The organism is Microbacterium sp. W4I4, assembly GCF_030816235.1.
Classification (GTDB): Bacteria; Actinomycetota; Actinomycetes; order Actinomycetales; family Microbacteriaceae; genus Microbacterium.
Genome location: NZ_JAUSXT010000001.1, coordinates 681,760 through 700,562, shown reverse-complemented (window position 1 = coordinate 700,562; position 18,803 = coordinate 681,760). Strand labels below are relative to the sequence as shown.

21 protein-coding genes are annotated in these 18,803 nt (G+C 68.8%); 14 read left to right on the top strand and 7 right to left on the bottom strand.

The genetic code is table 11. The features are described 5' to 3' along the window. The first annotated feature begins 125 nt into the window (after positions 1–125). From leuC to QF046_RS03310, 6 genes are all read left to right on the top strand, one after another. On the top strand, positions 126–1,556 hold the full coding sequence (gene leuC, locus QF046_RS03335; RefSeq protein ID WP_307366183.1) for a 3-isopropylmalate dehydratase large subunit: 1,431 nt from the start codon (positions 126–128) through the stop codon (positions 1,554–1,556). A 2-nt stretch (positions 1,557–1,558) separates the two neighbouring features. Beyond that, positions 1,559–2,179: a 3-isopropylmalate dehydratase small subunit gene (leuD, locus tag QF046_RS03330; RefSeq protein ID WP_307366181.1), complete on the top strand. Its 621-nt coding sequence runs from the start codon at positions 1,559–1,561 to the stop codon at positions 2,177–2,179. A gap of 107 nt (positions 2,180–2,286) precedes the next feature. Beyond that, positions 2,287–3,651 (top strand): UDP-N-acetylglucosamine 1-carboxyvinyltransferase, encoded by a 1,365-nt coding sequence (gene murA, locus QF046_RS03325; RefSeq protein ID WP_307366178.1) that lies wholly within the window; start codon positions 2,287–2,289, stop codon positions 3,649–3,651. Between the two features lie 4 nt (positions 3,652–3,655). Then, positions 3,656–4,405, top strand: coding sequence for a 1-acyl-sn-glycerol-3-phosphate acyltransferase (locus tag QF046_RS03320; RefSeq protein ID WP_307366176.1), 750 nt, complete (start codon positions 3,656–3,658; stop codon positions 4,403–4,405). Next, positions 4,395–5,531 carry an NAD(P)H-dependent glycerol-3-phosphate dehydrogenase gene (locus QF046_RS03315; RefSeq protein WP_307366174.1) on the top strand — a complete coding sequence of 379 codons (1,137 nt, stop codon included), beginning with the start codon at positions 4,395–4,397 and terminating at the stop codon, positions 5,529–5,531. Before QF046_RS03320 ends, QF046_RS03315 begins: the two co-directional genes overlap by 11 nt. Continuing rightward, positions 5,437–6,525: a D-alanine--D-alanine ligase family protein gene (locus tag QF046_RS03310; RefSeq protein ID WP_307366172.1), complete on the top strand. Its 1,089-nt coding sequence runs from the start codon at positions 5,437–5,439 to the stop codon at positions 6,523–6,525. Before QF046_RS03315 ends, QF046_RS03310 begins: the two co-directional genes overlap by 95 nt. 47 nt (positions 6,526–6,572) lie before the next feature. Here the strand turns inward: QF046_RS03310 and QF046_RS03305 are convergent, their stop codons facing one another. Continuing rightward, positions 6,573–7,046: a DUF3515 family protein gene (locus tag QF046_RS03305; protein WP_307366171.1), complete on the bottom strand. Its 474-nt coding sequence runs from the start codon at positions 7,044–7,046 to the stop codon at positions 6,573–6,575. Between the two features lie 23 nt (positions 7,047–7,069). Here QF046_RS03305 and thiL point away from each other — a divergent pair, with 23 nt between their 5' ends. Then, the gene (gene thiL / locus QF046_RS03300; protein WP_307366169.1) at positions 7,070–8,080 is read left to right on the top strand and encodes a thiamine-phosphate kinase; all 1,011 of its coding nucleotides are present in this window, start codon (positions 7,070–7,072) and stop codon (positions 8,078–8,080) included. Here the strand turns inward: thiL and rsmD are convergent. Next, a complete protein-coding gene (rsmD, locus tag QF046_RS03295; RefSeq protein WP_307366167.1) occupies positions 8,047–8,655 on the bottom strand; it encodes a 16S rRNA (guanine(966)-N(2))-methyltransferase RsmD in 609 nt (202 codons plus the stop codon). The two genes, thiL and rsmD, sit on opposite strands and share 34 nt — an antisense overlap. Before the next feature lie 73 nt (positions 8,656–8,728). Here rsmD and QF046_RS03290 point away from each other — a divergent pair, with 73 nt between their 5' ends. The 7 genes from QF046_RS03290 to QF046_RS03260 all read left to right on the top strand — a co-directional run bounded on the left by QF046_RS03290 (position 8,729) and on the right by QF046_RS03260 (position 14,446). After that, on the top strand, positions 8,729–10,903 hold the full coding sequence (locus QF046_RS03290) for an ATP-dependent DNA helicase RecG (RefSeq protein ID WP_307366165.1): 2,175 nt from the start codon (positions 8,729–8,731) through the stop codon (positions 10,901–10,903). Positions 10,904–10,928: 25 nt separating this feature from the next. Then, positions 10,929–11,426 (top strand): pantetheine-phosphate adenylyltransferase, encoded by a 498-nt coding sequence (gene coaD, locus QF046_RS03285; RefSeq protein WP_307366163.1) that lies wholly within the window; start codon positions 10,929–10,931, stop codon positions 11,424–11,426. A gap of 128 nt (positions 11,427–11,554) precedes the next feature. Continuing rightward, on the top strand, positions 11,555–12,049 hold the full coding sequence (locus QF046_RS03280; RefSeq protein ID WP_373425748.1) for a DUF177 domain-containing protein: 495 nt from the start codon (positions 11,555–11,557) through the stop codon (positions 12,047–12,049). A gap of 2 nt (positions 12,050–12,051) precedes the next feature. Next, positions 12,052–12,261 carry a 50S ribosomal protein L32 gene (gene rpmF, locus QF046_RS03275; protein WP_307366161.1) on the top strand — a complete coding sequence of 70 codons (210 nt, stop codon included), beginning with the start codon at positions 12,052–12,054 and terminating at the stop codon, positions 12,259–12,261. Positions 12,262–12,271: 10 nt separating this feature from the next. Continuing rightward, entirely contained in the window at positions 12,272–12,979 is a 708-nt protein-coding gene (gene rnc / locus QF046_RS03270; RefSeq protein ID WP_307366159.1) for a ribonuclease III, read from the top strand. A 6-nt stretch (positions 12,980–12,985) separates the two neighbouring features. Beyond that, on the top strand, positions 12,986–13,879 hold the full coding sequence (mutM, locus tag QF046_RS03265; RefSeq protein WP_307366157.1) for a bifunctional DNA-formamidopyrimidine glycosylase/DNA-(apurinic or apyrimidinic site) lyase: 894 nt from the start codon (positions 12,986–12,988) through the stop codon (positions 13,877–13,879). 48 nt (positions 13,880–13,927) lie between these two features. Next, the gene (locus QF046_RS03260; RefSeq protein ID WP_307366155.1) at positions 13,928–14,446 is read left to right on the top strand and encodes an N-acetyltransferase; all 519 of its coding nucleotides are present in this window, start codon (positions 13,928–13,930) and stop codon (positions 14,444–14,446) included. Here QF046_RS03260 and QF046_RS03255 read toward each other — a convergent pair. From QF046_RS03255 to QF046_RS03235, 5 genes are read right to left on the bottom strand one after another with little or no spacing between them, the layout of a single operon-like run. Next, positions 14,424–15,524: a hypothetical protein gene (locus QF046_RS03255; protein ID WP_307366152.1), complete on the bottom strand. Its 1,101-nt coding sequence runs from the start codon at positions 15,522–15,524 to the stop codon at positions 14,424–14,426. The two genes, QF046_RS03260 and QF046_RS03255, sit on opposite strands and share 23 nt — an antisense overlap. A 14-nt stretch (positions 15,525–15,538) precedes the next feature. Further along, positions 15,539–16,060 (bottom strand): GNAT family N-acetyltransferase, encoded by a 522-nt coding sequence (locus QF046_RS03250; protein WP_307366150.1) that lies wholly within the window; start codon positions 16,058–16,060, stop codon positions 15,539–15,541. Positions 16,061–16,077: 17 nt separating this feature from the next. After that, positions 16,078–17,169 carry a GNAT family N-acetyltransferase gene (locus QF046_RS03245; protein WP_307366148.1) on the bottom strand — a complete coding sequence of 364 codons (1,092 nt, stop codon included), beginning with the start codon at positions 17,167–17,169 and terminating at the stop codon, positions 16,078–16,080. Continuing rightward, positions 17,166–18,263 (bottom strand): GNAT family N-acetyltransferase, encoded by a 1,098-nt coding sequence (locus QF046_RS03240; RefSeq protein ID WP_307366146.1) that lies wholly within the window; start codon positions 18,261–18,263, stop codon positions 17,166–17,168. The genes QF046_RS03245 and QF046_RS03240 overlap by 4 nt, the downstream gene beginning before the upstream one ends. A gap of 10 nt (positions 18,264–18,273) precedes the next feature. Further along, positions 18,274–18,552, bottom strand: coding sequence for a hypothetical protein (locus QF046_RS03235; protein ID WP_307366144.1), 279 nt, complete (start codon positions 18,550–18,552; stop codon positions 18,274–18,276). Between the last annotated feature and the right edge of the window lie 251 nt (positions 18,553–18,803).

Genomic DNA, 18,803 nt, shown 5'->3' with positions numbered 1-18,803 from the left:
CGGTGATAGCCTGACGGAATGCGAGCGGCTCTCCTCCTTAGCAGCCGCGACGAGACCTCGATCTAGGCCTTCCTCGTCGCGGCATCCTGCATGGGCCGATTCGATACCTCAGGAGACAGCGCCACATGAGCAGTGACATCACCCGACCCCGTACCCTCGCCGAGAAACTGTGGGACGACCATCTCGTCGTCAAGGGCGAGAACGGGGAACCGGACCTCATCTACATCGACCTGCACCTGGTGCACGAGGTCACCAGCCCGCAGGCGTTCGACGGCCTGCGCGCCGAGAACAGGCCCCTGCGCCGGCTCGATCTGACGATCGCGACGGAGGACCACAACACTCCGACGCTCAACATCGACAAGCCGATCGCCGACCTCACCAGCCGCACGCAGATCGAGACGCTGCGTCGCAACGCCGAGGAGTTCGGCGTGCGCCTGCATTCCCTCGGCGACGCCGAGCAGGGCATCGTGCACGTCGTCGGCCCGCAGCTCGGCCTGACGATGCCGGGTATCACGGTCGTCTGCGGCGACTCGCACACCTCCACGCATGGCGCTTTCGGCGCGATGGCATTCGGCATCGGCACGAGCGAGGTCGAGCACGTCATGGCGACCCAGACGCTGCCGCTGAAGCCCTTCAAGACCATGGCGATCAACGTCGAGGGCACGCTGCGCCCCGGCGTGACCGCGAAGGACATCATTCTCGCAGTGATCGCGAAGATCGGCACCGGCGGTGGCCAGGGCTTTGTGCTCGAGTACCGCGGCAGCGCGATCCGCGACCTCTCCATGGAGGGGCGCATGACGATCTGCAACATGTCGATCGAGGCCGGCGCACGCGCCGGCATGGTCGCACCGGACGAGACCACGTTCGCGTATCTCGAAGGCCGCCCGCACGCCCCTCAGGGACAGGACTGGGACGACGCCGTCGCCTACTGGCGCACGCTGCCGACCGACGCGGATGCCGTCTTCGACGCCGAGGTGAATCTCGACGCGAGCGAGCTGGAGCCCTTCGTCACCTGGGGCACGAACCCCGGCCAGGGCAGCTCCCTGTCGGCCTCCGTTCCCGACCCCGCCGACATCGCGGATGCCAACCAGCGCGCCAACGCCCAGCGGGCGCTGGAATACATGGACCTGACGCCGGGCACGCCGTTGAAGGATGTGCGGGTGGATGCCGTGTTCATGGGGTCCTGCACGAACAGCCGCATCGAGGACCTTCGTGCGTTCGCGTCGATCATCGAGGGCAGGAAGAAGGCCGACGGCGTGCGCGTCATGGTCGTCCCCGGCTCCGCACGCGTGCGACTGGAGGCCGAGGCCGAGGGCATCGACAAGATCGTCGAGGCGTTCGGTGCGGAGTGGCGCTTCGCCGGATGCTCGATGTGCCTGGGCATGAACCCCGACCAGCTGGCACCGGGGGAGCGCTGCGCGTCCACCTCCAACCGCAACTTCGAAGGACGACAGGGCAAGGGCGGGCGCACGCACCTCGTCTCGCCCCTCGTCGCGGCAGCCACCGCGATCCGCGGCACTCTGTCCAGCCCGAGCGACCTCGAAGGGAACAACTGACCATGGAGAAGTTCACCACGCACACCGGCGTCGCCGCCCCTCTCAAGCGCTCCAACGTCGACACCGACCAGATCATCCCGGCGGTCTTCCTCAAGCGCGTCACCAAGACCGGATTCGAGGATGCGCTTTTCCACGAGTGGCGCAAGGACCCAGAGTTCGTGCTCAACCAGGAGCCGTTCCGCACGGCATCCGTGCTCGTGGCCGGTCCCGACTTCGGCACCGGCTCGAGCCGCGAGCACGCCGTCTGGGCGCTGCGCGACTACGGCTTCAAGGTCGTGCTCAGCTCGCGCTTCGCCGACATCTTCCGCGGCAACTCGGGCAAGCAGGGACTGCTGGCCGCGACCGTCGACGAGGCCGACATCGAACGCATCTGGACGCTGATCGACGAGGAGCCCGGCCGGGACATCACAGTCGATCTCGAGGCGCGCACCGCCACGATCGGCGACCCTTCGACAGGCTCAGGGCAGGCCCTCCAGGTGCCTATCGAGATAGACGATTACACTAGGTGGCGGCTCCTCGAGGGGCTCGATGACATCGGGCTCACTCTGCGCAACGAAGACAAGATCGCGCAGTTCGAGGCCCGCCGCGAATCGTGGCGGCCACGCACGCTTCCCGTCCGATAGACGCGGAGCGGGTAGGGCCGAGGGCCACAAGCCCTCGCGGCACCAGCCGTGATTGGATGAGAGCTTCACGGCCACCGCCGTGCTGTCCTGATGAAGAAGAGGCCCGAATGACGACACCGTTGCGCGATGCTGCAGTCGACGAGGCTCCGGTTCCCGCCGGATCCGTGCTCGCGATCCGCGGAGGCAGGCCGCTTCGGGGCCGCGTCGACGTCAAGGGCGCGAAGAACCTCGCGACCAAGGCGATGGTGGCGGCCCTCCTCGGCGAGACGACCAGCACGCTGCGCGATGTCCCCGGCCTCAGCGACGTCGCCGTCGTGCGCTCGCTGCTCGAGGTGCACGGTGTGAGGGTCAGCGAGGGCGACGAGCCCGGTTCGCTCCTGCTGGATCCGAGCGAGGTCGAGTCGGCCCACTACGAGGAGATCGACGCCCACGCGGGCGCGTCGCGCATCCCGATCCTGTTCTGCGGACCGCTGCTGCACAAGCTCGGTCAGGCATTCATCCCCGACCTGGGTGGCTGCCGCATCGGCGATCGGCCGATCGACTTCCATCTCGACGCGCTGCGCAAGTTCGGCGCCATCGTCGAGAAGCAGCCCAGCGGCATCCGCCTGTCGGCCCCGAACGGGCTGCACGGGGCGAACATCCACCTGCCGTACCCCAGTGTCGGCGCCACCGAGCAGGTGCTGCTGACCGCGGTGCGGGCGAAGGGCACCACCGAGCTGCGCAACGCGGCCATCGAGCCCGAGATCATGGACCTCATCGCCCTGCTGCAGAAGATGGGCGCCATCATCTCCTACGAGCCCAACCGGGTGATCCTCATCGAGGGCGTCGAGACGCTGCGCGGCTACGACCACCGCTGCATCTTCGACCGCAACGAGGCGGCGTCGTGGGCGTGCGCCGCGCTGGCCACCGACGGCGAGATCTTCGTCGCCGGTGCGAAGCAGCAGGAGATGCTGACCTTCCTCAACGTGTTCCGCAAGGCCGGCGGCTGGTTCGACGTGCAGGAGGACGGCATCCTCTTCCGTCGCGACGGCGAGCTCAAGCCCGTCGTCGTCGAGACCGATGTGCACCCGGGGTTCATGACCGACTGGCAGCAGCCGCTGATCGTCGCGCTGACCCAGGCTCGGGGACGCTCCATCGTTCATGAGACCGTCTACGAGAACCGCTTCGGCTTCACGCAGGCCCTGGTCAAGATGGGCGCCGACATCGTCGTGCACCCGCACGGGCTGCAGAACGGTCCGCGCCGGGTCCCGCGCCGCGAGCTCGAACAGGCCGCCGTCATCACCGGCCCGACCCCGCTGCGCGCGGCCGACATCGTCGTGCCCGACCTGCGCGGCGGATACAGCCACGTGATCGCCGCTCTGACCGCGGAAGGGGAGTCGCAGGTGTCCGGGGTCGACATCCTCAGCCGCGGGTACGAGAAGTTCCTCGACAAGCTGCAGGCGCTGGGCGCCGACTTCGACGTCGTCCGGTGATCTGATGGCTGCTTCCGAGCGGAGCCGTCCGAGCCTGTTCTGGCCGCTGGCGGCGATCGTCATCCCCCCGGTGTCGCTGCTTGCCAAGGTGACGACCATCGACGCGCACAAGCTGCCCCGCGAAGGGGCGTTCGTGCTCGCGCCCAACCACTACTCCGAGTTCGACCCGCTGATCGTGGCGATGCAGGTGTACCGCACCGGGCGTCTCCCGCGCTTCATGGCCAAGGAGAGCCTGTTCCGGATCCCTGTGCTCGGCTGGGTGCTCACGCGCACCGGCATGATCCCCGTCGCGCGCGCTTCCTCGGCGAAGGCCGCCAAGCAGACGATGCTGCAGTCGCGAGAGCTGGTCGAGAACGGCCGCGGCGTGATCGTCTACCCCGAGGGCACGCTCACCCGAGACCCGGACCTGTGGCCGATGCGCGGCAAGTCAGGGGCTGTGCGGCTGGCGCTGTCCGGCGACATCCCGCTGATCCCGATGGCCCAGTGGGGCACGCAGGAGATCATGGGCCGCTACCAGAAGGGCATCAGCCTGTGGCCGCTGCGCAAGCGCGTCCGCGTGATCGTCGGCGACCCCGTGGACCTCTCCGACCTGAAGGGACGCGGCAGCGAGCAGGCGGTGCTCAACGAGGCCACCGAACGCCTGATGAGCGCGATCACCGCTCTGCTGGAGCAGCTGCGCGGCGAGAAGGCGCCGGAGCGACGCTGGAACCCTGCGGAGCACGGACAGAACGAGACGGGGCGTCTTGACTCCTAAACGCGAAGCAGCAGGTAAGGGAACCCGCGCAGCCGTGATCGGCGCGGGCAGCTGGGGCACCACGTTCGGCAAGATCCTCGTCGACGGCGGCGCCCAGGTGACGATGTGGGCCCGGCGGCCCGAGCTCGCCCAGGAGATCTCCGAGGCCAAGCGCAACTCGCAGTACCTGCCCGGCATCAACCTGCCACGCTCGATCGCCGCGACCCACGAGATCTCCCGTGCGCTCGACGGCGCCGACCAGATCTACCTGTCGGTGCCCAGTCAGTCGCTGCGCGAGAACCTGAAGGCGCTGCGCCCGCTCATCGCGGACAGTGACGCACCGATCATCAGCCTGATGAAGGGCGTGGAGCGCGGCACGGGACTTCGGATGAGCCAGGTCATCGAGCAGGAGCTGCGCTGCGACCCGAATCGCATCGCCGTGGCATCCGGCCCCAACCTCGCCCTCGAGATCGCACGCGAGCAGCCCACGGCGGCCGTGATCGCCTCGCTCAGCCAGGATACCGCCGATGCCGTCGCCCGCACGGCGCGCAATCACTACTTCCGATCCTTCGTGAACACCGACGTGATCGGCACGGAGTTCGGCGGCGTGCTGAAGAACCTCATCGCGGTCGCGATCGGCATCGTCGACGGCGTCGGCTACGGCGAGAACACCAAGGCGTCGATCATCACGCGCGGGCTCGTCGAGATGACGGACTTCGCGGTCGCGAACGGGGCGCGGCCCGAGACGCTGCAGGGATTGGCGGGGCTGGGCGACCTGATCGCCACCTGCCAGTCGCCGCTGAGTCGCAACAACACGGCGGGGCGTCTGCTCGGTCAGGGATACGGCTTCCAGGACGTCGTGAAGCAGATGAACCAGACGGCGGAGGGTCTCGCGTCGGTGGCGCCGATCCTTCAGCTCGCCCACGAGTCCGACGTGTACATGCCGATCGTCGAGCAGGTGAAGATGGTGCTCGACGGGCGGATGGATCCCCGCGACATCGCACCGCACCTCACGACCGACGACGACACTCCTCAGGAGGAGAGAACCAATCATGGACAAGCAGACGGTGGTGGTGCTCTTCGGCGGGCGTTCCAGCGAGCATTCGATCAGTTCCGCAACGGCGGGCGGGGTCCTGGCGGCGATTGACCGCGAGCGGTACGCCGTGATCCCGGTCGGGATCACCCGTGAGGGCGCGTTCGTGCTCGAGCAGGACGATCCGTCCCGGTTCGCCATCGATCCGGACAGCATGCCCGAGGTCGTCGACAACGGCACCCGCGTGCGCTGGCCGGAACCCGGCGGGGATCGTCGACTGCGTGTGGTGGCCTCGGACGGCTCGACGATCGACCTCGGGGAGATCGATGTCGTGCTGCCGCTGCTGCACGGTCTGCACGGTGAGGACGGCGCGATCCAGGGATTCTTCGACGTGCTCGAGGTGCCCTACGCCGGTGGCGGGATCCTCGACTCCGCCGTGTGCCTCGACAAGCACTTCACCAAGCTGGCGCTGTCGGCGGCCGGCATCGACGTGGCTCCCGGGATCACCGTGCGCAGCTCCGACTGGGATGCGGATGCCGAGGCCGTGCGCGCGCGCATCCTCGATCTGGGCCCGGTGGCGTTCGTGAAGCCGGCGAGTGCCGGTTCCAGCGTCGGCGTGTCGCGCGTGGCAGGCGGCGAGGGCCTGGACGAGGCCATGCGCATCGCGTTCGCCGAGGATGAGAAGGTTCTCGTGGAGTCCGGCATCACCGGCCGCGAGATCGAGGTCGGTGTGCTCGCCGGGCGCGGTGGTGCTCGGGCGCGGGCTTCGCTGCCCGGCGAGGTCGTGCTCACCTCGCGCAGCTTCTACGACTTCGAGGGCAAGTACCTCGGGGGTGAGGGCGTCGAGATCGTGTGCCCTGCGGATGTCGATGAGGCGCTCATCGCCCGTCTGCAGGACACCGCCGTGCGCGCGTTCGAAGCCGTGGACGGCAAGGGCCTGGCCCGCGTCGACTTCTTCGTGACCGCGGATGGCGACCTGATCGTCAACGAGCTGAACACCATGCCCGGATTCACGCAGTTCTCGATGTTCCCGAAGTGCTGGGTCGCGTCGGGGCTGAGCTATTCCGAGCTGATCACCGAGCTCGTCGAGGCCGGTCTCAGCAAGTGAGCGCGCGCGGCGCCTGACCGTTGCGGTGGGGCGTCGCGAACGAACGGCTACTGCACCAGCTCTTCGGGTGCGGTGCACTCGCTGGTCGCGGCAGTGGTCCGTACGGCGCCGACGAGCTTGCTGTTCGTGAGCACCTCGTTGGCGCCGGCCTTCTTCGTGTCCACGAACACCTGCACGGCAGGGTCGCGGCCGTAAGTCGTCATCCGCATCCACGGTGCGGCCGATTCGTCGACGAGCCAGTCGATGCCTTCGAGCGTGATGCACTGCAGCGTGGCAGTGGGACCGGGAACGGCCACACCGCAGGCGACGATGACCGTGGTGGGATCGCCGTACGCGCCAGTGGCCTGGGCATCGGTCCAGCGTCTGTCGAAGCCGTCGATGGCATCGGGCAGGCGCACGGTCACCTCGGCGCACGCCGGGTTGTTCGCGTCGGGAGCCGGCTTCAGCGCGACGGTGCTGGAGCACCCGGTCAGCGCGAGAAGAGCCAGGACTCCGGCGAGCGGGGCGAGACGACGGAGCATGATTCCAGGCTACCGTTGTCGGCATGGCATCCGATCCCGACGACCCTCGCATCGGCGACATCGCGGAGGGGACGGTGCTGCGGACGATCCTCGCCCGCACCGGAACCGCCGCTCACACGATCCTCGGCCCCGGAGACGACGCGGCGGTCATCGCTGCACCGTCCGGCTCGGTGGTGGCCACGACGGACACGCTGGTGGACGGACCGGACTTCCGCACGGCCTGGTCCAGCGGCCACGACCTCGGCTGGAAGGCCGCCGCGGTGAATCTGGCCGACATCGCCGCGATGGGCGCGGTTCCGACGGCGCTGCTCGTCGCTCTCGCGGTTCCCCGGGACACCAGGCTGTCGTTCGTGGCGGCGATGGCCGACGGATTCCGGGATGCCTGCGATGTCCTCGCACCGGGCTGCGCTGTCGTCGGCGGCGACCTGACGGTCTCGGATCTGCTCACGATCGCCGTGACCGCTCTCGGAGACCTGTCGGGACGCAGCGCCGTCACGCGCGCCGGTGCGCGGCCGGGCGACGTGGTCGCTCTCGCCGGTGAGCTGGGGGCGGCGGCGGCGGGCCTGGAGACGCTGTTCGCGGACTTCCGCGACGGATCCGCGCCGGTTCCGGTCGACCGCAGCGGTCTGGATGCCGGACTGATGCACGGTCTGGACAGGCAGTTGCGGCCGGTGCCGCCGATCGCGCGGGGTGCTGCGGCGGCGGATGCCGGGGCGACGGCCATGATGGACGTCTCGGACGGCTTGACGCTGGATGCCGGACGGATGGCGGATGCCTCGGGCATCTCGATCGACTTCGCCGGCGCTGCCATCGATGCGCTGGCGCACGGGGGAGACCGCGCTCGAGCCCTCCGCGGCGGCGAGGACCACGGGCTGCTGGCGACCTTCCCGGCAGGGACCGCACTGCCCGAGGGATTCGTCGCCATCGGGACGGTCGTAGATCGTGCGGGGGCGGCCGTGCTGCTCGACGGCGATCCGATTCCACCGGGCGGCTGGGATCCCTACCGCGACTGGGACGGCGTCGTCGCAGGCTGATCGTCCGATCCCTGAAGGGGCTCAGCCCACCAGACGGCGGTGTCGCCGTACGACTTCTCCCGCAGCAGCGTGAGACCCGCGGCATCCAGGTCCGGCGGCGTGGACCGGCGCGCCCGCTCGATCACCACGACGGCGTCCGGTGAGAGCAGGGGAGTCAGCGCCAGAAGATCCGCCGTCATCGCCGCGTCGTCGAGGTCGTACGGCGGATCGGTGAAGACCAGGTCGTACGGGCCGGAGACGCGCGTCAGGAAGGCGTGAACGGCGCTCTGGTGCACCCTCGCGTCGCCGGGGACGCCCAGCGCCTTGGCGACGGTCGTGATGTTGCGGCCTACTATGGCGGCCGCGGGTCGGGAGCGCTCGACGAGATCCACGGAGGACGCACCTCGGCTCCAGGCCTCGAGCCCGAGGGCGCCGCTGCCCGCGTACAGGTCGAGCACGCGCGCGCCGTCGATGGCCTGCATCGACTCCAGAGCGCCGAAGACCGACTCGCGCACGCGGTCGCTGGTCGGGCGGGTGCCCGCACCCGGCACGTCGATGCGGATGCCGCGAGCGGCGCCGGCGATGATCCTCGTCACCCGTTCACGATACGACACGGCGACGCACTCGGCCGTGCGCGTCGGGGTCGGTGCCCCTCTCTAGACTCGGAGCATGTCCTTCGAGCTCGACACGCCGTTGACCCAGGCCGTCGGCGCCACCTCGGCGCGCACCCTGGATCGGGCCTTCGGCATGACCGTGGTCGGCGAGCTGCTCGGACACTACCCTCGACGCTACGCCGATCCGGGTGAGCTGACCCCGATCCGCGAGCTTCCGATCGGCGAGACGGTCACCATCGTCGCCGAGGTGGTCAGTTCCAACGCGCGCGCCATGAAGAATCGGCGCGGGGCGATGACCGAGGTGGTCATCAGCGACGGCATCGGGCGGATGTCGCTGACCTTCTTCGCGAAGAACCTGGGGCAGGCCGAATGGCGGGTGAAGGAGCTCTCGCCGGGTCGGCGCGGCATCTTCTCCGGCAAGGTCGGGATGTTCCGCGAGACCGTGCAGTTCGCGCACCCGGAGTACGAGCTCTTCGACGACCTCGACGCCGCCCAGCGGCGGGCGGATTCGCGCAGGAGTGTGCCGATCCCGATCTATCCGGCCACCTCGGCGATCCAGAGCTGGCAGATCGCCAAGATCATCGGACCGGTGCTCGACGGGCTCGGTGAGGTCTCCGAGCCGCTGCCCGAGACGCTGCGGCTGTCGGAAGACCTGCTCACCGCCCGCGAGGCGCTCGAGCGGATTCACCGTCCGCAGCAGCGCGGGGACATCGAACCCGCCATCCGCACCCTGCGCGTTCACGAGGCCCTCACCCTGCAGGCTGCGCTGCTGCAGCAGCGCGAGCAGGTGCGCCGCCTCACCGCGACGTCGCGCGAGGCGAAGCCGGGTGGCCTGCTCGAGCGCTTCGATGCGACGCTGCCGTTCTCGCTCACGGATGACCAACGGCTGGTCGGCGCCGAGATCGCGGCCGATCTCACGGCGGAGCGTCCGATGAACAGGCTCGTGCAGGGCGAGGTGGGTTCGGGCAAGACCCTCGTCGCGCTGCGGGCGATGGTGCAGGTGGCCGAAAGCGGGGGACAGGCCGCGCTCATCGCCCCGACCGAGGTGCTCGCGGGGCAGCACCTGCGCTCGATCACCAGGATGCTCGGCCGCGACCTCGCGCCGCAGCTGATGCCCACCCTCCTGACCGGACAGATGTCCGCCCCCGAGCGTCGCAAGGCCGCACTGCGCGTGGCGTCCGGGCAGTCGCTCATCGTCATCGGAACGCACGCCCTGCTGTCCGAGAAGACCACGTTCGCCGATCTCGCCCTGGTCGTCGTCGACGAGCAGCACCGCTTCGGCGTCGAGCAGCGCGAGGCGCTGCGCGCCAAGGGCACCGCGCCGCACGCGCTGGTGCTCACCGCCACGCCGATCCCGCGCACGGTCGCGATGACGGTGTTCGGAGACCTGGACACCTCGGTGATCCGCACCATGCCGTCCGGCCGGGCCGGCATCCAGACCTTCACCGCTCCGCTCGCCGAGCACCCCGCCTGGTTCCAGCGCGTGTGGACCCGTACGGCCGAGGAGATCGCCGCAGGCCGTCAGGTCTTCGCGGTGTGCGCGGCCATCGACACCGCGAAGGAGTCCGTCGATTCCGACGGTGCGGCACCGCCTCCCGACGAGGAGGGCAAGGGTCCGAAGTGGGGTGTCGTGCAGCTCGCGGAGCTGCTGGCGACCCATCCCGAGCTCTCGAAGGTGCGGCGCGCCGTGCTGCACGGCAAGATGCCGTCGGAGGAGAAGGATGCCGTCATGCAGGCCTTCGCGCGCGGCGAGATCGATCTGCTCATCGCGACCACGGTGATCGAGGTCGGCGTCGACGTGCCGAACGCCTCCACCATGATCATCATGGAAGCCGACCGCTTCGGTGTCTCGCAGCTGCATCAGCTGCGCGGCCGCGTGGGTCGCGGTGAGCATCCCGGACTCTGCCTGCTGGTCACCGAGGCGGAAGCGGGTTCCATCGCCCGCGAGCGGGTCGATGCGGTCGCGGCGACGCTCGACGGCTTCGAGCTGGCGGAGGTCGACCTCGAGCTGCGCGGTGAAGGCGATGTGCTGGGTGCGACCCAGTCGGGTGCGCGGTCGTCGCTGCGCCTGCTGCGCGTCGTCAAGGATGCCGACCTCATCGTGCGCGCCCGGGAGATCGCCGCGTCGATCTTCAGCGAGGATCCCACTCTGGAGAAGCATCCTGCGCTGCGCGCCACCATCGAGCGGCGCGTGACGGATGCCGACCGGGCGGCTCTCGGCAAGAACTGAGGGTCGGCTGTCCTAGGCTGGGGGGATGAACAGTCGGATCGCCGTCGTCCCGGGTTCGTTCGACCCGCCCACCCTCGGTCACCTCGATGTGATCCGCCGCGCGGCCCGCCTGTACGACGAGCTGCATGTGCTCATCGTGCACAACCCCGGCAAGGAGGCGATGCTGCCGATCGCCCAGCGGATGACGCTGCTCGAGCAGTCGATCGCCGAAGCGGGCATCGACGGGCACATCATCGTCGGCTCCTGGAGCATGGGTCTGCTCGTCGACTACGCACGCGACGTGGACGCGGGGGTCCTGGTCAAGGGCATCCGCTCGCAGGTCGACGTCGCCTACGAGTCTCCGATGGCCATCGTGAACCGCCACCTCGCCGACATCGAGACGGTCTTCCTGCTGCCCGACCCCGCACACGCGATGGTGTCCAGTTCGCTCGTCCGCCAGGTCGCAGCCCTCGGCGGCGACGTCTCGCCGTTCGTGCCTCCCGTCGTCGCATCCTTCCTCGACACGGGGGCCCGCGGCCTCTGATCGTGCGGTCGACGACCTCGCATGCCGGTGCCTCTCAGCCTCAGGGCCGGTAGCATGGCGGGGTGAAGTCCCGAGTGAACGGCCCGTATTTCCTTCCTGTCCGCGACATCGTCCGCAAGCCCGGAGAGATGCGCGAGCATAGCATCTCCGTGACCCTCGCCGACAAGTGGGGTGAGGGCATCGTCTCCGTCGAAGCCGGCGAGACCGTCGACATCGAGGTGCGTCTGGAGTCGGTCCACGAGGGCATTCTCGTCTCCGGCACGGCCGACTCCGACTACACCGGGGTGTGCGGTCGCTGCCTCACCGATATCGTCGCGCCTGTCGAAGTCGAATTCCAGGAACTTTTCGCGTATCCTGGTGAGGAAGAAACTGACTACGAGGTTCAAGACGACCACGTGGATCTTGAAATTCTGGTCAGGGATGCGGTCGTGTTGTCGCTTCCATTTCAGCCGGTGTGTCAGCCGGATTGCCCGGGTCTCGACTCGAGTACGGGCGAGAAGCTGGCCGTGAGCACCGACGCAGAGAGCACAGCTCCCATTGATCCTCGATGGAGTGCGCTCCGCCAGATCACAGACCAGGACGCCGCGACAGAGAGCCGCGGCGCCGAGAAAGAAGAGAGCTAGTCATGGCCGGTAACCCCCCGAAGCGCAAGGTCTCCCGTTCGAACACCCGCTCGCGCCGTGCGCAGTGGAAGGCGGCGCCCATCGCTCTGGTGAAGACCATCGAAAACGGCAATGTCGTCTACAGCCGCCCGCACCAGGCGAAGGTCGTCACCGACTCGCAGGGCACCGAGCTGTTCCTCGAGTACAAGGGCCGCAAGGTCGCCGACGTCTGATCGGACGATCATGGCGGAGCAATCCGCGGGGGCACAGACTCTCACTCAGAAGCTCGGCGTCGAGATCGACGCCGAGCTTCTTGAGCGGGCGCTGACCCACCGTTCGTACGCGTACGAGCACGGTGGGATCCCGCACAACGAACGTCTGGAGTTCCTCGGGGACTCCGTGCTCGGCATCTCCGTGACCGTGATGCTCTTCACCACGCATCCCGATCTGGACGAGGGCGAACTGGCGAAGCGGCGCGCGAGCGTCGTGTCGACGGTGGCTCTGGCCGAGGTCGCCCGCGGCATCGGGCTGGGTGCTCACCTGCGTCTGGGACGCGGTGAGGAGAACACCGGCGGCCGCGACAAGGACTCGATCCTCGCGGACACGATGGAGGCCGTCTTCGGCGCCACGTACCTGTCCGCAGGCCCGGATGCCGCGGAGGCCCTCGTGCTGCGCCTGACCGAGCCCCTCCTGGCCGATCCCGAGCGATACGGCGCCGCGATGGACCCGAAGACCAGCCTGCAGGAGCTCGCCGCGCGGCTCAGCGCCACGCCGCCGCAGTACTCGATCGAATCCGCCGGCCCCGACCATGACCGTGTGTTCACGGCGACGGTCGTGGTGGGTGACCTCAGCTGCACCGGAAACGGGACGAGCAAGAAGACCGCCGAGATGGCGGCCGCGCTGACCGCCTGGCGGGAACTCAGCGCCAGCACCGAGCCGTCCGGCACCTGATTCCCTGTGCCCGAGCTCCCCGAAGTCGAGGTCGTCCGAGCCGGTCTGGCGCCGGCCGTCGTCGGCGCGCGGGTCAGCGCGGTCGATGTCCTCGATGAGCGCGCACTCACCCGGCATCCGCTCGGCGCGGGCGATTTCGTCGGCCGTCTCGAAGGACGCTCCTTCACGGCTGCCTCGCGACGTGGGAAGTTCCTCTGGCTCGCGCTGGAGGGCGACGCGGATGCGATGGTCGCCCATCTCGGGATGAGCGGCCAGATGCTGCTGCGCGAACCGGATGCCGCCGCCGAACGGCATGAGCGCATCCGGCTGCACATCGAGCACCCGCAGCACGGGCGCCTCGCGGTGGTGTTCGCCGATCAGCGCACGTTCGGATCGCTCGCGCTCGACGAGCTCGTCGGGACTCCGGATGCCGCGCCGGGCGGTCTCGGCACGCTGCTGCCGCTCGTGCCGACACAGGTCGCGCACATCGCCCGAGACGCGCTGGATCCGGCGTTCGACGAGTCGGGGTTCATCGCATCCGTTCGCCGACGTGCCAGCGCGATCAAGCGCATCCTGCTCGATCAGACCCTGGTCAGCGGCATCGGCAACATCTATGCCGACGAGTCGCTCTGGGCGGCCCGCATCCATCCCGAGACGGAGGGGCGGGCACTGTCCGCGAGGGCCTTGCGAGGTCTGCTGGTTGAGGTGCGGCTCGTGCTTGACAAGGCCTTGGCCGAGGGCGGCACCAGCTTCGACGCGCAGTACGTGAACGTGAACGGGCAGGCGGGTTATTTCGCGCACTCGCTGAACGCCTACGGGCGCGAAGGGCAGCTCTGTCCGCGGTGCGGCGGGCCCATCAGGCGCGCGGCGTTCATGAACCGCTCCAGCCACTACTGCCCGCGGTGTCAGCGGAAGCGGTGAGGACGGCTGCAGCGCGAGTCAGGCCATGAGCGTCCGTAGGCTTATCTGATGAGCACGCCGGCCGAGGATCCCCGCATCGTCATCGATCTGTTCGCGGAGGAGGCGTCCGTGCTGGAGGCGATCGGGGTGATGCATCGCGCGTTCGACGAGTACACGGCCAAAGGACAGCCGTCCGGTGCTCTGCAGGAGACGGCGGACACCCTGCGCGCCGAGATGGCGGACGGTCTTCGCCTGGGTGTCGTACGCGCCGGCGGGCGCATGGTCGCGGTGGTCAAGTACACGCGTGCCCAGGACGGAACGCTGTACTTCGGGCGACTGGGTGTGGACCCCGATGCCCGGGGGACCGGTCTGGCCGGAAAGCTCGTCCGTGCTCTGCGTGGACAGGCCGAGGCCGAGGGGCTCGACGGTCTGTCGTGCGCCGTGCGCGCGGACGAGGCCGGCAACATCGCACTCTACGAGTATCTGGGCATGGACATCGTGAGCAGGGAGTCTCGGGTGAGTCGAACGGGAGCCGTACTGCCCGTCGTCGTGATGAAGGACAGGGTCAGCCCGGCATCGGCGCGTTGAGGTCGGCCGCCCACGTGCGGATGGCCTGGCGCTCCGAGGCGTTGCACACGTAGCCGTAGCCGAGTGTCACGTTCCCGTGCTTGAGTGAATCCCGGTCGTAGTAGGTGAGTGCATAGCAGTCGGCCATCTTCTCGTCGCTGCCCTGGAACAGCCCCTTCTCGACGAGGCGATCCGCCTCGCCCTTGCCATCCTCGAAGCGACGGGCGTCGGCGTTCTGGTAGACGTGGGCGAGTTCGTGGACGGTCACCATCTCGCGCTCCCAGTCGCTGCCGGCCTGGTCCTCGGGCTGAAGGTGCACGACAAGCGGATGGCCGGTGAGCACGCAGCCCGTGGTGATGCTGTCGTCCTCCGCATCGCCGCAGGCCGAATCGGCATCCCAGCGGATGTCGATGAATCCGCCTCCGGCCTGGTCGACGATCTGCTCGGTCAGCGTGCCCGAGCTGTTGCCCTGCCGCTCCCGCGCCGCAGAGACCTCGGCCTCCAGCTCCTCTCGGAACTCACGAGTGCGCTGCGCCACCGACCGCGCGGTGATCTCCGAGATGTTCGGAACGGCTGCTTCCTTCGCGATGCGATTCACGAAGTCCTGATCGATGACCAGGGGTGCGACCGGGTTTCCCTCGAGCTGCGCAGCCAGTGCGTCGTACTTCGCCTTCTCCTCCGCGTAGATCCCCATCTGTTCCGCGATGACCTGATCCTGGGCGGCAGCGCCGCTCGGATCGCCCTCAGGCGAGGACGGGTTCGAACTCCTGCTGCCGAGCAGCCCGCCGATCGTGACGACCAGGATGATCACGACGATGAGCGTGAGGCAGCCGCAACCGCCGATCCAGAACCCGATTCCGCTTCGACGACGCGGTGCCATGGGGGCCGGAGCACCGGCCGGCATCGTCAGGTACGGCGGCTGCGGGGTGACCGGGTTCACCTGGCCCATCCACGTGCGAAGATCCGGGTACGCCTGCGGGTGGACGGCGATGAGCGCGTGCAGATCGTATCGTCGGGCCGCGATGTCCGCGAGCTGCTGAGGGGGAGTGGCCGGGTCGTGTACTGCGTGCAGATCGAGGTCGTAGGGGGCTCCGGTCATATGACGATGCTAGGTCAGGCCGCTGTCGGACTATCGATCGCGAACGCCAGGTGGGGCATGTCCACGCCCCGGTACTGCTTCACGAACCGGCCGCGCACGGTCATGCCGAGCCGGATCGCCACATTCATGGAGGCGATGTTCGTGTCCCGGATCTGCGCGTACACGCGGTCGGCGCCGAGCGTCCCGAACGCATGGTCGCGGCTGGCCGCCGCCGCCTCGGCGGCATAGCCGTGGTGCCAATGTGCGCGGTTGAACAGGTAGCCCACCTCCAGCACGTCCTTGTCGAGGATGTGCTGGCGCGTGATTCCGCACTGGCCGATCATCTCGCCGGTCTCCCGCAGGATCACGGCCCACAGGCCGAAGCCGTCGTCGCGGTAGCAGGCGAGCGTCCGCATCAGCCAGGCCTGCACACGCTGGTCGTCGAACGCGCCCTCGTACGCGGTCATCGTCTCGGCATCCTGCAGGATCGCGCGCAGCGCGGGCAGGTCCGACTCGGTCATCTCGCGCAGATCCAGGCGCGACGTGCTCAGCAGCATCCGTCCCTCCTCACCCGTCACGTGTTCGGCTCCGAGGACAGGCGCTTCTGCCAGGCGCCCGCATACGATGCCGGGACGAAGCCGATGCTCTCGTTGATGTCCAGCATCGGCCGGTTCTCCTCGGCGTTGAAGGTGGAGATCTTGGGGGAGTCCGGGGCGACGGAGCGCCAGCGCAGGATGTTCGCGCACTTCACGATCGTGCCCAGCCGCCTTCCGCGGTGCTCCTTCACGACGAGTGTGCCCCACTGGTGGGTGACGCCGATCGGGTCCGCACCGATGTTCAGCTCGTTGAAGGCGACCATCGCGCCGGACGGTTCGTGCACCACAGCGGCGACGGACATCGTCTGGCCGCCGGCGGCGAAGGTCGCGTCACGCCTCGCGACGCGCTCGTCGTCCCACGTCTCCACAGTGAACTCAAGATCGCCACTGGGCACGTCCGTAGCCATCCGGGCGATCATGCTGCCGTAGCCGGCGCGCAGCTCCGGTGGCGTGGGCAGCGTCCAGGACACGATCCGGTAGTCGGCACCCGCGAAGGCGACCGCCTCGGCGAGACGCCGCTCGGCGTCGTCGAGCGTTCCGTCGAACGGGAGGATGCTGTTGCGCTCGACCTGTTCCAGTGCGTAGCCATTCGCCCCGAGCAGCTCGCTCAGCGGTGTGGCGGCCACCTCGCCCCATCCGGTCGCCGGGGTCAGCATCCGCTCTCCACCCGCCGCCGGGTGCAGCGTCCAGGCCTGCAGGATGCTGCGATCGAGCACGAGCGCCTCCTGCTCGATGCGTTCCAGGAGCGCCGCTCCGACCCCGTTCTGTGCGTGCGCGGGGAGGAGCATGAGCTCGATCTCCGCAGCGCTGGTGCCCGACTGGGTCGCCGTCGTGATCGCGGCGGCTCCGACGATCTCGCCGCGACTGCGCGCGATGAAGCCGCGGTGGACGCGGTCGGACTGGTCGAGCCAGGACGGCAGCACCTGCTCCGCCGTGTCGCGGAGGTCGTCGATGCCGGCGTCGAGTTCGGCCGCCTGATTGGCGAGCTCGATCATCGCACGGAACTCGGTCGCATCCGGAGCGTCGGCGGTCGGGGGAACGACCATCGGGGTGATGAGGATGTCTGTCATGTCAGGACCTTCTTCCAGGCGCCCTCGTAGGCGAAGGGGGTGAAGCCGATGGCCTCGTTGATGTCGAGCATCGGCCGGTTCTGCTCGGCGTTGTAGGTGATGACTCGGGCGGACGCGGGGAAGCGCTCGTGCCAGGAGAGGAGACCTGCGGTCTTGACGAGCATCCCCAGACGGTGCCCGCGGTGATCGGCCAGCACCAGGGTGTCCTGCTGGTGGGCGGGGCCTGTCGGATCGGGCCCGATGGTCAGCTCGTTGAACGCGCACAGCTCGCCCGTGTCCACGTGCTCGGCGGCGGTGACCTGCACGGTCCAGCCGCGCTGCGCGTATCTGTCATCGTGCTCGGCGACGCGGGCGGCATCCCAGACCTCGACCGGAAGCCCGAGGTCGCCTTCGGGGACATCCGTCGACATCCGCGACTTGAGCCACGCGTATCCCTCGACGCGGTCGGCGGGCGTCGGCATCATCCACTGCACGATGCGGTACCCCGCCGCCGGCGCTGCGGCCCGGGCGCGCAGCGCCTCCAGATCGCGGATGCCGGCGGCGGAGTACACGTACTCGCTGCCGCGGTCCACCTGCTCCACGTGGTAGCCGTGGCGCTGCAGGAAGCGTGCCGCATGGTCGGCGGGAACCGATCCGAATCCCATCGGCGACGGGATCGGCTCGAGACCGGACCCGTCGTGGTGGTGCTCGGCCCAGTGCAGCAGGGTGCGCATGCCCTCCGAGCGCAGCTCGGTCTCGACGTACGCGTGCGCGGCCGACCCGATGCCCGCGCCCCAGGCGTGCTTGCGCAGGGCGATGGTGACGAACGCGGTCGCGGCTTCCCCGTCCTGCGGAATGGCGTACGTCACGCAGCCGACCGCCTGACCGTCCTGCTCGACGATCCATTGCCTGCGCGAGGCTGTGGAGTTCGAGCGGAGGATCGGCAGCAGCGACTCCGGTGTCATGTCGTCGTCGTCGCGGCCGGTGACGTCGCGGATCGCGCGATTGCGCACGTCGGCATAGACACGGATGTCCTCGGTCGGTGCCGCGTCCGCTCGTGCCGGCAGTACGAGCGGACGCAGAACCGCCGTATCGGTGAGTCGAATGCTCATCATGATCTCCAGATCAGCGCAGCTGACGCTGCAGGTCGAAGGTGAGCACGCTGATGGCCTCGTGCTCGGTGATCCGAGGACGGGCACGAAGGAGCATGACGTCCTCGTGGCTCAGGGTGCGGGCGCGACGCGGGCTGCGCTGGGCCCGCAGCAGCAGCCACAGGCCGAGGCGCAGGGAGAGCCGGTCACCGAGCGTGAGCTCAGCGCGGTCGGCGGGAACGGTGATCTCGAGGATCTCGTCCTCGGTACAAGGCGGGTGGATGGTCTGGCGAAGCAGTGCTTCAGTACTCACGAGAGTGCTCGTTTCAGGTTGAATTCCAGAAGGGGACGATGCGCGACGTCCACCGTCTTCCGACGGAGCGGTCGCTGCGAGAGCGTCCGATTTCTGTCGGAGAGTCCGATGACGGACGGGGCGCGGGCGAGAGGTCTCGACGAAGGGAGACGTCGCACGGGATGCAGAGGGTCGAAGTCATCGACCGATGCGGGAGCGGCGGGAACCGGGCGGGATCAGACTCCAGAGGAGCAGATCGCGAGCTGCAGTTC